Origin of the sequence: Rufibacter glacialis (assembly GCF_008271745.1) — a bacterium.
GTDB classification, from domain to species: domain Bacteria; phylum Bacteroidota; class Bacteroidia; order Cytophagales; family Hymenobacteraceae; genus Nibribacter; species Nibribacter glacialis.
Window position 1 is genome coordinate 442,734 of sequence record NZ_VKKZ01000010.1, and the last position, 12,672, is coordinate 455,405.

A 12,672-nucleotide genomic window follows, 5' to 3' on the forward strand; every position below is an offset into this window, starting at 1 on the left:
TGAGTCTGGGGGAATAGTCCTGAGTTCTGAGTCTTGAGTCCTGAGTTCTGAGATGGGAAATATAAGTAGGAGTACCTGTCCCTTTTAGCCTTTCAGAGACGTGTCTTTTTTAAGCCGTTTTCAGAAAACAGGCCTGAATCAGCTTTGCCTAGGCGTTTCCTGCCTTACCACCTCAACTCAGAATTCAAGACTCAGAACTCAGGACTACTTGTAGACTCAGAACTCAAGACTCAGAACTCAGGACTAACATACGCAGTATGTTCCTATCTTTGTCTGAATCCCTTTCACAACCTGCACCCGTGGAAAACAAAGACCTCATCCGTATGTTCCGGCTCACGGCTTCCTTGATGGAGCTGCACGACGAGAACCCGTTCAAGATAAAATCATACACCAACGCCGTCATGGTGCTGGAGCGCCTGGAGTCGCCCATCCATCAGATGAGCCAGGCCCAGCTAGAGAAGCTGGACGGCATTGGCAAAGGCATGGCCGCCAAGATCATGGAAGCCATTCAGACCGGCACCCACACCGACCTGAACCGCCTTCTGGAAACCACCCCGGAAGGCGTGGTGCTGATGCTCAACATCAAAGGCATCGGTCCCAAAAAGATACGCACCATCTGGAAGGAACTGGGCGTAGAAACGGCGGAAGGCCTGCGCGAAGCCTGCGAACGCAATGAGCTGTCCAAGCTGAAAGGCTTCGGGGCTAAAACCCAGGAAACCATTCTGCAGGCCCTGCAGTACTCTGAGGCCAGCAAAGGCAAGCTGCTTTGGGCCGAGGCCGAGCCCTTGGCCCTGGATTTGCTCTCGTATCTGAAAAACAGGCCTGAAACCACCGCCGCTGAGGTGGTGGGGGACTTCCGCCGGAACCTGGAGACCGTGGACACGCTCCAGTACCTGGTCAGCCTGCAAAACGACAGCACCTGGCCCGGGGTATTTGAGGATCTTCCGGGTATCTCTGCCCAGGAGATGGTTTCCGGACCGTTTGTGTGGCGGGGAGTGCTTTCTGAATCTAGCCTGAAGCTGGAGGTACGCCTGGTGCCCGAGCGCCGCTTCGCGAACCAGGTTTTGCTGTACTCGGCGCACCCTGCCTGGCTAACCCAGCCGGTGAACGAGGCCGGCGATACGCTCATGGCTGAGGCCTACGGGGAACCCGCCGCTTCTGAGGAAGAGATTTTCGGGCGCCTGCAACTGCCCTTTATTGCCCCTGAACTGCGGGAAAGTGCCCGCGTGCTGGAACTGGCCAAAGCCAACCAACTGCCTTCGCTCCTCACCGACCAAGATTTGAAAGGCATTTTGCACAACCACAGCACGTACTCAGACGGCGCCCACACCCTGGAGCAGATGGCCGTGCACTGTAAGCAACTGGGCTTTGAGTACCTGGGCATGTGCGACCACTCCAAATCTGCTTTCTATGCCAACGGCCTGCAAGAGTTCAGGGTGCGCGAGCAGCAAAAGGAGATTGACCGCCTGAACCAGGAGCTAGGTCCGTTCCGCATCTTCAAAGGTATTGAGTCAGATATTCTCGCTGATGGCAGCCTGGACTACGACAACGACGTGCTCGCCTCCTTTGACTTCATTGTCGCCTCCATCCACAGTAACCTGAAAATGGACGTGATAAAGGCCACAGATAGATTGGTAAACGCCATCCAGAACCCCTACACTACTATTTTAGGGCACCCTACTGGCCGCCTGCTCCTGCGCCGCGAGGGTTACCCCATTGACCACAAAGCCGTGATTGACGCCTGCGCCGAAAATCAGGTGATCATAGAAATCAACGCCAACCCCTGGCGCCTGGACCTGGACTGGCGCTGGGTAGAATACGCTCTTAGCCAGAACGTGCTCCTCAGCATCAACCCAGACGCCCACAGCATGCGCGGGTATGATGACATGCGCTACGGCGTACTGGTAGGCCGCAAAGGCGGATTAATCCCTGAGATGACCTTCAACGCCAAAAGCCGGGAGGAAGTAGCTGCATATTTCGCGGACCGGAAGAAAGCGAAGGGTATTTAAGAAATTATCAAGAGGGCCATAATTACTGCCAGCTGCTTATGGACCGGCAGAAATTCATAGGGGAAAAATAATACGCCCCATCGGTCATCCATTTATCCTCCATCTGTCATCCTGAAAGGATCTTGTGGGCGAACTAGAAAGGCGTGGTAGTAAACGCTATTCCCAATCTCCACAAGATGCTTTCAGCATGACCACCAGGAGGGAAGGGCTCTTCTCTGGAGTATAAAGAGCCTTCTTATTACCAGGAACCTCCATTGTTGCCAGAAACCCGCTTTCGAGTGACCTATTTTAGCTGCCATTTTGGAAATAAGAGCCTAAAACAACGGCAACACCTATTCTTCCCTTCTTTTTTCTCCGGCCTTACCTGCTGCTTTTGAACCTGCAGGGGTTTTGCCCCCCGTTGTCCCACCTGATGCCTTTTTCAAGGCGGTTCCGCCTTTCACGTAGGTAAACTCCAGAATAGAACCCCGGTACTGGCTGCCTTTGGGGTCTTCGCCCGAAGGCCCGGAAGTAACAGAAGAGCTGTCTACGGCCAGGTACAGCTTTTTGCCGTCAGGGGAAATGGCCAGGTCCCGGTACCGCACTTTTGACCGGAAATAGACCAGGGTGTCGCCGGTCACATCGGTGCCTGCGGGGTTGAGGGGAAGCCTGAACAGTTTACCGGTTTTAAGGGTGGGTACCAGCAAGGAGTTCTGCCAGCCCGGAATACCCGAAGCGGTGTAGACCCCAATGCTGCTGGGTGCCTCAGAAGGCCAATCCGGTGAACTGTTCTCCCCGCTCCTGATTTGGGTAAGGATCTTGGTGAGAAACGCATTGGAGGTGGGGTTAAAGCTGTAGAGAGGATCGCGGTAGAGGGCCCCCAAGGCTGCCGCGTTTTCCTTTTCGTTTCTGATGGTGGGGTAGGTGGTATGCCAGGCGCCCGGTTGCTGGGCCTGATCACTCACGCCCGCCGCCAGCCCGTTGTAATTGTTGTCCTGGTACCCAATGATGAGTGGGTGGCCGTAGTTTTTCCCCCGTTCCACAAAGTTGATTTCGTCATCAGAAAAGGGGCCGTGCTCACTGGCGTAGATCCTGCCCGTGCCGCCCACCTCGGCGTAGGCCAAACCCTGCGCGTTACGGTGGCCCAGGCTCCAGACGGCACTTTGCTTTTGATTTGTGGCGAAGGGATTGTCATTGGGAATCCAACGGTCATATTGGTCTTTGTCTGCGTCAGGTTCCAGGTGGAACCTCAGGACTTTTCCTTCATAGCTGTTGGTCTGCTGCGCGTGGTTAGGCCGGCCAATGTTCTTGAACTGACCGGCACCCATGTCGCCCACGGTGTAAAACAGGTAGGGCTGGCCGCCTACCGGGGCAATGAGCAACCGGCCCGAGTTATGGTCGTTGCTACCCGGGATACTGTCGCAGAGTACCAAGGGGTTGGTCAGTTGCTGCCGGTTGGGGTCATAGTCATAGCGGACCACCCGCGTAGTATAATGGCAACCGCCCCCGTTGGGGTCACAGCCATCGCCGGATTTGCCTGCCCCCGCAAACGCATAGGTGTACGCCAAGTACACATACGGTTTTCCCTTCAGGAGGCCCGGGTGCAGGGCCAAGCCCATGAGGCCGCCTTGGGGCCAGGGTTTGCCCCCATCTACTGCGTCTGGGATCTTGTCATAACGGGGAAACTTGCGGGCAGAGGCAAGGTCCACCAAGACGCTTTGGGCACCAGTGGCCGGGTGCAGGCGGCTCACCTTGTAGCTTTTGCTCTCAGTGATCCAGAGGTAGTTGTCTGGCCCATAGGTCACTTCCCAGGGGTCGCTAAGTTTGTCTTTCACTACCCGCACCGTGAACACCTCGCCCTTGGGACCGGTGAGATCCTGGGCAGAAAGTAGGGTAGGGCCGAGGGTGCCACCCAGGAGCAAGGCTAGGAAAAGGAAGGAACGCATCATGGTAGAATTAGAGTGAAAACCTTGGTACTCTGCTTCTTTTAAACTAGCGTGGTGGTCATTAGGTTGTGGTAAATGTGGTCGGGAGCAGGCCAAAGTCGCTGTTCTCACTAACAGGTGGATCTGTGCAGGGTGTTTTTGGGAGGTTTTTGAGAAAGCGGGCCCTATACGGAAGCCCATGAACCAAGTCTTGGGGCGCTGGCACTCAGGTAAGGAAGGAGGACCAGGAACTCAGCTGGCAACTTCAAAGTATGCCGTGGGTGCGGGCAGCAGTACCTAAGGCTGCCTGGATGAAAAGGAGCCTTTTAGGCAGTGGCTTCCGTTTCAAAATCACAAACATGGATAGAGCAAAGGAAGAGAACTTATATGCCCAATCTAGAAAGCAGGAAGCCTGTTATTCAAAAAGGAGCCAGAAACTAGTTTCTGGCTCCTTTTTGAATAATTACCGGAAAAGTAGGTCCCTCTTTCCAGTGTATGGCTGAAAGTGACGTTACCGGTTCACCATTACTTTCTGTACTATATATCCTTGGTTTGTCTGGAGGTGGAACAGGTAAAGGCCGTCCGGTAAAGAGCGCACATCCAATGCCCAACCTGCGGTGGTTTTTTGGGGAACCAGTTGCGTTATGCTATGCCCGGCAAAAGTGAAAACCTGCACGTTCTGCAGGCGCACCGTGGTCGGCGTTTGAACGATGATCCTGGAAGCAGCTGGGTTAGGATGAAGGGAGATTTGTTGTTTCAGGGCATCCTCTGGGGTACCGGTAGGGCCTGAGCTGCAAACTTCGCTGGAAGCAATGCTATTGCCCCCCGCCGGAGCCTCAAACTCAGCGTAAATCCGGTAACAGAAAGTTTGGCTGGCATCAAGGCCAGGGCTGTTGTCTAAGAACGTGGTACTTCCAGGCGCTACCGAAGCCACCAAGGTATAACCAGCGCTAACCGGTATTCCGGTGGTACACACATCCGGGACAAAAGATGAGGTATTCACTTTTCGGTAGATGTGGATGAGTTTTACGTTGGCGCAGGTATAGGGATTCCAAGTGATCCTAGTCGCACTTCCTGCCTCCCGCACGGCGCTCACCAGCACCGGCGGCGGCCCCACCACCGTTATCCGCCAAGGGCGCAGGTCCACTAATTTGATCCTGCCAGCAGGAGGTACATCCTCTGCCCGAAACACGACCTGGTAAGGAGTCCGTTGCACATCGGCGCAGCTGGTCTGCCAGTTGAAGATATGGGTGGTGTCATTCAACTTGGGGAAGGTGGCCGGGGGCAGCATGCTCCCTATGGCCGTGATAATAACCGGGTCGCGGTCCGGGTCGCGGGCCCTGACGGTGTCGCGCAGCAGGGTTCCCGCCACGATGCAGGTGTCGCGGGGGATGAGGAGCACGGGCGGGCGGTTGGGGTCCTCGCGCACGAAGATCTGCATGTCCCGGATCATCTGCCCAATTTGTTTGCCGTTGCGCCACTCCTCTACCACGAAGGCGATGTTGAACTCTCCCAGCACCCCGGGGGTGTTCCACGTCAGCTGCCCGGTATTGCGGTCCAGGGTGAGCCCGGCGGGCCGGGAAGCATACATTCGGCCCAGAAAATTCTCCAGCCCTCTGTAATTGGGGGCAGTCCTCCCCTGCGGATTACCGCAGGCGTCGTTCTCATGGAAGATCCTTGGCTCCAGCATCTTGAAGGAAAGGCTGTCCCCGTCGGGGTCGTAGGCTCCGGGGTTGTGCACGAAGACCTGGTTCCTGACGGCCACATCTATGGGCGGGATCTGGAAACGGAGAGAACGGTTCACGCCCAGGAAGGGATCTACCGTGAGGGTCCTCTGCAGAAAAAACGTCTGCTGCACAGAGGAGGAGATGTTCACCACCCCTCCGTTGCGGTTCTCGCCCACAAAGGTCACAGTGAACGTGCCGGGGCTTGAGTAAATATGCTCAAAGCGGTAGGTGTTGACGAAGGTACTGTTCTGCCCATTCGACAGCAAAGTTCTGGAGTACCGGGGTACCCTTTGGCTCGTGCAGTCCCCGAAGTAGAGAGTGGCTTCCAGGTCTTCAAACGGGGGCGGGGCCACGCTGTAGGTCACCAGGGTGAAGAAAAACTTCATTGGGTTTTTGGCCGCGGTAGTGTCACTGGTGTAATATATCTCACCGGCGCGTAAATGGGTGGCCTGGGCAGAGAACCCTGAGAAAACAAGTAGAAAAAGAAAGGTGGGGAGGAAGAGCGATTTCGCCTTTTTTTGGAGTAAAGATGATCCCATGCGGTGAGGTAAGTAGTAGGCTAAGAATATAGTATTAAATATGGAATAGAGGCATAACCTGACGGAGAATTTCAGCTGTTTTTATAGCGCAAGGGATCGTTTAATCCTGCATGGTCTTTTAGGCGGGTTTTCATAAAATAGGTCTGAAACCATGCAAGTAGAGTCATCAGAACAGATTGGCACCCACGGGCGCTTTCTACAGGGAAACCAACTTAAGAACACCGAAGCGCCTTCTTTAGGGAACCTTCCAGATTGCTGCTAGACCATGAACAGATCCTCCTGTGAGCATTGATTTTCCTCATTGAAGAAGCAAGTTGCCAATCGTTAACCAATGAATTGGTGCACTAAAATAAGTACAAATTTTGTGTAAAGGAAGGAAGTCGAAATTCTTGTCGTTACCCCTGATTTAATAGCTGTTTCTGGTTAGTTGACCCACCTTGAGAAAATAAAATATCCCAAATCGGTGTCGTGTTAGTTTGCTGAAGTATTTATTTTGCACATTTGATGGCTTGCTGGTCTTCCTGATCACCCCACTTGTAATCCTACTAGGTGCCGGTGCGGCGGGAATGAGCAGTCTTGATTTTGCTGTTGCCTCATATGAAGCTTCCCGTGGCATGCGGCTGTCAGAGGCTCTCTCCGAACGATAATTGGGATTGGAACTATAGTTGCGGGAAGTATGCTCTGCTGCCATTCACGCCTTTGGTCCGTTGACATTATTTTATAGGCAAAGACTGCACCCCCGGAATGTCTTTTTCCTGGCTCATATCAACAGGAAGGAAATCCTCCACCAGAACATGTTATTCGTTTTAAGGGCCTATGATAAAAACCTTATTACTATGGCCTCTGCCAGATAAGAGCCATCTGCCAAATTTTGCGGGAAGCAGAGGAACAGCCGCTTGAAACAGGTCATTGTTCACAAAGAGAGGGAGCAAACTTATTGTCTGCTCCCTCTCTTTGTGAACGAAGCTTTCAAAAATGGATTTAGCGCTTAGTTCCCTTGCTTTTATTACTTAGTCTTTCTTGGCCAGGAGATGGACGTTTTAAGACCTATTTCTCAAATTCGGGTCAAAAATTGGTGCTTTACCGTTGCACCACTATCTTTTGGATATGGTTGCCCTGGCTGGTGCGGAGGTGCAAAAAGTAAAGGGCATTGGGCAGACTCTGTATAGGGAAAACCAGCCCCTCTTTTGATCTGGTAGGGACAGGCAGCGGCACGGGCGTTCCTTGGGCGGTATACAGAGAAGAAGCCCGAAGTTGTATAGATGGGGGCAGTTTTAAGGTAAAAGCAGACGCGGCCGGATTAGGGAACGTAGAAACCAGCGAGTACCAATCTTCCGAGAGGCCGGTGACAATCGGTTCCCCCCGTACAAAGAGTTGCCTGTCTCGGGTAACCTGACCGATAAGCCGGCCGTTCCGCCACTCTTCCACCACAAGGGCCAGGGCAAACTCTCCTATGATCCCGGGAGTATTCCAGGTGAGTTGACCGGTGTTCCGGTTTAAAGCATACCCTGCGGGGCCGCTGGGGTCTGCTCTTCCCAGAAAGTTTTCCAGGCCTTGGTATCCTTGGGCATCTCTGCCTATGGGCCGTCCGCACGCATCATTACTACTAAAATCTTTGGGGGCTACTAACTTGAAAGAAAGGCTGTCGCCGTCTGGGTCATACGCCCCAGGGTTGTGCACAAACACTTGGTTGCGCACAGCCACATCCAGGGGCAGGATCCGGAGACGGGGAGAACGGTTCACGCCCAGAAGTGGATCTACCGTGAGGGTACTCTGCAGAAAAAACGTCTGCGACACCGAGTTAGAAATATTCACCACCCCCATGTTTCGGCTTTGTGCCACATAAGTAACCAGATAAGTACCAGGTCCTGAATAGGTATGCTCAAACCGGTAAATGTTTTGGAACGAGCTGATTTGTGCGTTTGGAATCAACGTTCTGGACTCCCTTGAAACCTTTTGGCTCGTGCAGTCACCAAAATAGAGCGTCGCCTCCAGGTCTTCAAACGGCGGCGGGGCCACACTGTAGGTAACCAGGGTGAAGAAGAACTTCAGAGGATTTCTGGTTGCGGTGGTATCACTGGTATAGTAAATTTCCCCGGCACGCAGATGCGAAGCCTTCGCAGAGAACCCTGAAAAAACCAGGAGAGAAACTAAGTTGAGGAGAAGTAATGTTTTGGCGTTTTTGAGAAGCAGAGGAGGTACCATAGGAGGAAAGGCTGCAACCGTTAGAATGATAAAATATTAGATGTTATTCCTGTATAAATTATTATTTATGAGGAGTTTACCAAGTTAATAAAATAAAATTATATCGCAAGCTTATGAAGTGCAAAGGGGGCTCTAGAACCTAAGTGACGAGCAGGAGTTGCCACGCCCCAGTAAAAAGTAGTAATTGAGTTAATGCCCCCTGCTTTCCAACCAAGCTCCCAATAAGATCTAATAGCCCCGCCACAAAGCAAGGCCAGGGTACCCGAGTCCCTGGCCTTGGAAGGAAAGGCAATTCCACGCAAATATAAAGTTACCGGGTTGTCTTGGTGTATAGCAGCTGGTGGGTAGAAACAGGTGGAATAAATCCTTCGCAGTATAGAGCCTTTCCCTTAGAGTGCCCCTAGGTTAATTGACCCGGTTCTCCTCCTCAGACGTGCCGGTGCGGCGGCTGCGGGCGGCCTTGATTTTGATGTTCCCGAACCTGTAGTCGAAGGTGAGGTTCAGGCGGCGGCTTTCCCACTCGTTCTGCCAGTACATGTCCACGTTAGCGTACCGGAGGTAGGCTCTGAACCGGGCCGTGTCAAAAATATCGTTCAATCGAAGGCTGAGCGTGGCTTTGCCTTTCATAAGCGTTTTCTTGGCCCCGATGGTCATCTGGTAAGAAGCCCGGTTCTGGAAAAGGCCAGACACAGAAGGCGAGTTGTAATACGCGGTCAGTTGCACGCTGTAGTCTTTGGGCAAGGTGAAGTTGTTGTCATTGCTCAGGTCCCAGGCAAATTGCCTTTGGTTGTACTGCGCGCCTTGTACCGGGGTGCTGATTTTGTTCAGGCGGCCCTGCACTTGCACGTTGGCGCTCCACCATTTGCGCACGGGCAGCGTGCCGCCGCTGCTGAAACCTAGGGCGGTGGCGCGGGCCAGGTTCTGCGGCGTGCTCACGGTTTCCTTAGTCTGGTCATTCTGCAGGGGCACCTCCATCACAAAGTCCTTCTGCTCCAGGTAACTGATGCTCAGCAGCTGGAAATTCTTGAACGTGTAGCTGAACATGACCAAATTGGAAAGCGAGGGCTGCAAAAACGGGTTCCCCCTAATGCCGGTGTAGGGGTCTGAGTAAAAAGTGAAGGGGTTCAGGCTTCTGTAACTGGGTCTGCTGATGCGGCGGCTGTACGAGGCGGAGAATTGATGGTCTTCCTGGGGGGAATAGCTGGCGAACACACTGGGGAACAACTGCCAGTAGTGGCGGGGTTCACCATTCTCCATGGTGGCCGACGTGCCCTCTGAAAGGGTCTGCTCCGCGCGCAAACCTGCTTTTAGGCTCAGAGCTTTGCTAATCTTTTTGTTGAGGCTCAGATACGCGGCATTGATGTTCTCATCATACAGGAACTGGTTGGTACGGCGCGGGTCATTCTGCCAGGTGCCTTCCTGCTGTTGCTCAAACCTAATAGCCGCCTCTGTGCGTACCCAGCTGCTTTTCCAGCCCGTCTCCAGTTTCCAGTTCTGGGCCAGGGGGTGCACGTAATCTGCTTTGAGGGCGTAAATGCGAACGGCGGCCTCTGTGAAGCTCTGCAGTTCCTCCAGGGTTCTGCCGTGTACAATGGCATGGGCCTGGTATTGGTTCGTGAACTGCTCATCTGTCCCGTTTTGGTATTGCACCAGGTCCGCGTCTACCGTGAGGGAACGGCCGGTGGTGTCTATGTCAAATTTGTAGTTGGCGTTGAGGCTGTAGTTGCTGGAGGCCCCGGTGCGCGGGTTGCGCATGTGTACGTGGCCAATGGCGTTGCCGGGAATGTCATATTGCACGGTTTGGCTGGTGGTCAGGGTATTCTCCGGAGCGGTGTAGCCTTTCACCATCAGCCCCACAGTGTGCTTTTTCTGGATGAACCAGTCACCGCCGGCCACCACGTTCACACTCTTGGTTACGGGGTGCCAGTAGTTCTCAGACCGGTACAGGCTGTCCCGGATGGTGCGCTCCATGGTGAGGCGGTTATAGGAATTGTTATGACCGGTGTTCAGGCGGGTGTAGAAACTGAATTTGCCCAGGTTGTAATTGAGGTTGATGCCCGCCCACACTTTTTCATACGCGCCGTAGCCCGTGCCCACGCTCACGGTGCCATTCATGCCTTTGGCGAGTTCACGCTTGAGCACCAGGTTGATGATGCCCGCCGTGCCCGCCGCGTCATAAGAAGCCGGAGGGTTGGCGATTAATTCCACTTTGGTCAGCGCCGAGGCCGGCAGGGATTTCAGGTACCGGCTCAACTCCGCGCCACTCATGTAGGTCATCTTGCCGTTAATCATCACGTTCACGCTGCTGCTTCCCCTGAACACAATGTTGTCGTCTTTGTCCAGGCGCACCCCAGGGGCGTTTTTCAGGATTTCCAGGGAATTCTCCCCGGCGGTGTTGAGTTTGTCCACGTTCATGATCAGGCGATCGGCTTGCTGCTCCAGCAAGGGGCGCTGGCCCTGTACCACCACTTCCTTAAGCGCGGTGGCTTTCTCAGTGGCTTGTAAAAGCGGTACCTGCACCGGCTGCGTTCCTACTTGCACCACCGTATTGACCGGGTTGAAATCTATGCGGCTGGCTTTGACCACATATCGGCCGGAGGCCACTTTCTCAAAGGTGTACGCACCGGCCTCATCGGTCATCTGGGAGTAGGCAATGCTGGAGTCTGGCAGCGCCAGCAGCAGAACGGTGGCGTACCCAAGGGGTTGGTTTTGCGCCGTGCGCACCGTGCCTTTTACGGTGGTGCCGGTCTGGGCCAGGGAGGGCAAGGCCAGCAAAAAGCAGAACAGAGAAAGCGTAAGAGAACGAAGGGTAGCAGTTTGGGGCATAGGTTTGGTATTTGGCTTACAGATGCCCCAAAAGTGCGGTGAGTTGCTTTCAGCTGAAATAAAATTATCCCAACCCATTTGTTTATTATCCCAGCCTCGCTTTTGGCCTCGCTTACAGAAAAGGGGCCCAAAACGGTCGGTTGGTATCAGAAAACCCGGGGTTGGTGTAAAAAATGCGGGGATTGCGCAGAGGCTTTTTAGCTTTAGGGCATGAAGAAAAGCAGGATGATTCTTTACCACGCAGTGGGATGGGTACTGTATATCAGCTACAGCATGTTAGAGGATTTTATCATTTCTGGCAGGCCCTTCTCCTGGCGGCAATTACTGGTACTGTCCTATTTCCTTAGCCTGGCCGTCACCTTCTACTTTTGCTACTCTTTTGTGTATCCGAGGTTCCTGAAGCGGGAGAAGTTTCTGCAGTTGCTGGTTTGCCTGGCCATTGCTCCTTTCCTGTTTACCTTCACCCGTTACTTCCTGGAGGAGATGATGTATCCCTTGCTGTTTGGGTTCAGGAACTACCAGGTGAATGTCTCTTTTTCCTTTTACCTGACAGATAACCTGTTCCGGGCGTTTCCTATGATGGCCATCAGTGCGGTGGTCTGGAACGTGCAAGACGCGTTCAAGAAAGAGAAGGAAAACAAATTACTCCGCCAGGAGAAGACCCAGGCCGAGCTGGCCTTCCTTAAATCGCAGGTAAACCCGCACTTTCTCTACAACACGCTCAACTACATCTACGCGCAGGCTTACCCCATCTCAGAGAAGCTGGCCCAGGCCATTCTCAAACTCTCTGACATGATGCGCTACATGCTGCATGAAAGCCCAGACGGTAAGGTGGAATTGCAGAAAGAGGTGGACTACCTGCACAGCTTCATTGACATTTTCCGGCTTAGGTTTGAGGATAGGTTCTTTGTGGAGTTCACGGTGCGGGGCGACCTGAACGGCCAGCGCATTGCCTCCCTGCTGTTGATACCATTCGTGGAGAATGCCTTCAAGCACGGCATCGCCGATGACCCTGCGGCGCCCATCCGGATTTCACTCCAAGCCACCGCCAGTTCCCTGGCATTCACCGTGCGCAACCACCTCAATGCGCACCAGAAAGACCAGACCACCGGCATAGGGTTGGTGAATATCGGCCGAAGGCTGGAACTCATTTACCCCAACCAGCACGAGTTACTAATCCGGAACGATGGCAACGTCTATGAAGCGCAGTTGCACCTGTCACCACTCTAATTCCTTGTTTTCGGGCTCATTTCTGAAAATGAGCCCGAAAACAGATAAGCCCAGTTCCTTCTCCCCATGGGAGAAGGCTAGGATGAGGGAATTTGCCTCCAACTTGGAAAATTGGAAACATCTAAAAATGAGTTTTATAGAAGCAAATGCCCTAACACTTGCTCTCTGGGAGAGGGATTTTTCTTTTCGGGCTCATTTCTCAAAATGAAACTGAAAACAGGAACTTGACAGG

6 protein-coding genes are annotated in these 12,672 nt (G+C 53.4%); 2 read left to right on the top strand and 4 right to left on the bottom strand.

What is annotated here, in order from left to right; genetic code table 11:
• The first annotated feature begins 299 nt into the window (after nt 1–299).
• Nucleotides 300–2,009, top strand: a complete 1,710-nt coding sequence (gene polX, locus FOE74_RS02775; RefSeq protein WP_149097065.1) for a DNA polymerase/3'-5' exonuclease PolX — start codon at nt 300–302, stop codon at nt 2,007–2,009.
• A gap of 332 nt (nt 2,010–2,341) precedes the next feature.
• On the opposite strand, the gene FOE74_RS02780 is transcribed toward polX, so the two are convergent.
• The 4 genes from FOE74_RS02780 to FOE74_RS02795 form a co-directional block, all read right to left on the bottom strand.
• The gene (locus tag FOE74_RS02780; RefSeq protein WP_192576581.1) at nt 2,342–3,937 is read right to left on the bottom strand and encodes a PQQ-dependent sugar dehydrogenase; all 1,596 of its coding nucleotides are present in this window, start codon (nt 3,935–3,937) and stop codon (nt 2,342–2,344) included.
• Between the two features lie 487 nt (nt 3,938–4,424).
• Nucleotides 4,425–6,179: a T9SS type A sorting domain-containing protein gene (locus tag FOE74_RS02785; protein WP_149097067.1), complete on the bottom strand. Its 1,755-nt coding sequence runs from the start codon at nt 6,177–6,179 to the stop codon at nt 4,425–4,427.
• Between the two features lie 1,080 nt (nt 6,180–7,259).
• Nucleotides 7,260–8,384, bottom strand: coding sequence for a T9SS type A sorting domain-containing protein (locus FOE74_RS02790; protein WP_149097068.1), 1,125 nt, complete (start codon nt 8,382–8,384; stop codon nt 7,260–7,262).
• 405 nt (nt 8,385–8,789) lie between these two features.
• On the bottom strand, nt 8,790–11,210 hold the full coding sequence (locus FOE74_RS02795) for an outer membrane beta-barrel family protein (protein ID WP_188686317.1): 2,421 nt from the start codon (nt 11,208–11,210) through the stop codon (nt 8,790–8,792).
• Nucleotides 11,211–11,420: 210 nt separating this feature from the next.
• Here FOE74_RS02795 and FOE74_RS02800 point away from each other — a divergent pair, with 210 nt between their 5' ends.
• Nucleotides 11,421–12,440 (top strand): sensor histidine kinase, encoded by a 1,020-nt coding sequence (locus FOE74_RS02800; RefSeq protein ID WP_149097070.1) that lies wholly within the window; start codon nt 11,421–11,423, stop codon nt 12,438–12,440.
• The last annotated feature ends 232 nt before the right edge of the window (nt 12,441–12,672 follow it).

What these genes read in the sequence shown, in the direction of transcription:
- FOE74_RS02780 (WP_192576581.1), bottom strand. Translation starts at nt 3,937, where the DNA reads ATGATGCGTTCCTTCCTTTTCCTAGCCTTGCTCCTGGGTGGCACCCTC.
- FOE74_RS02785 (WP_149097067.1), bottom strand. Translation starts at nt 6,179, where the DNA reads ATGGGATCATCTTTACTCCAAAAAAAGGCGAAATCGCTCTTCCTCCCC.
- FOE74_RS02790 (WP_149097068.1), bottom strand. Translation starts at nt 8,384, where the DNA reads ATGGTACCTCCTCTGCTTCTCAAAAACGCCAAAACATTACTTCTCCTC.
- FOE74_RS02795 (WP_188686317.1), bottom strand. Translation starts at nt 11,210, where the DNA reads ATGCCCCAAACTGCTACCCTTCGTTCTCTTACGCTTTCTCTGTTCTGC.
- FOE74_RS02800 (WP_149097070.1), top strand. Translation starts at nt 11,421, where the DNA reads ATGAAGAAAAGCAGGATGATTCTTTACCACGCAGTGGGATGGGTACTG.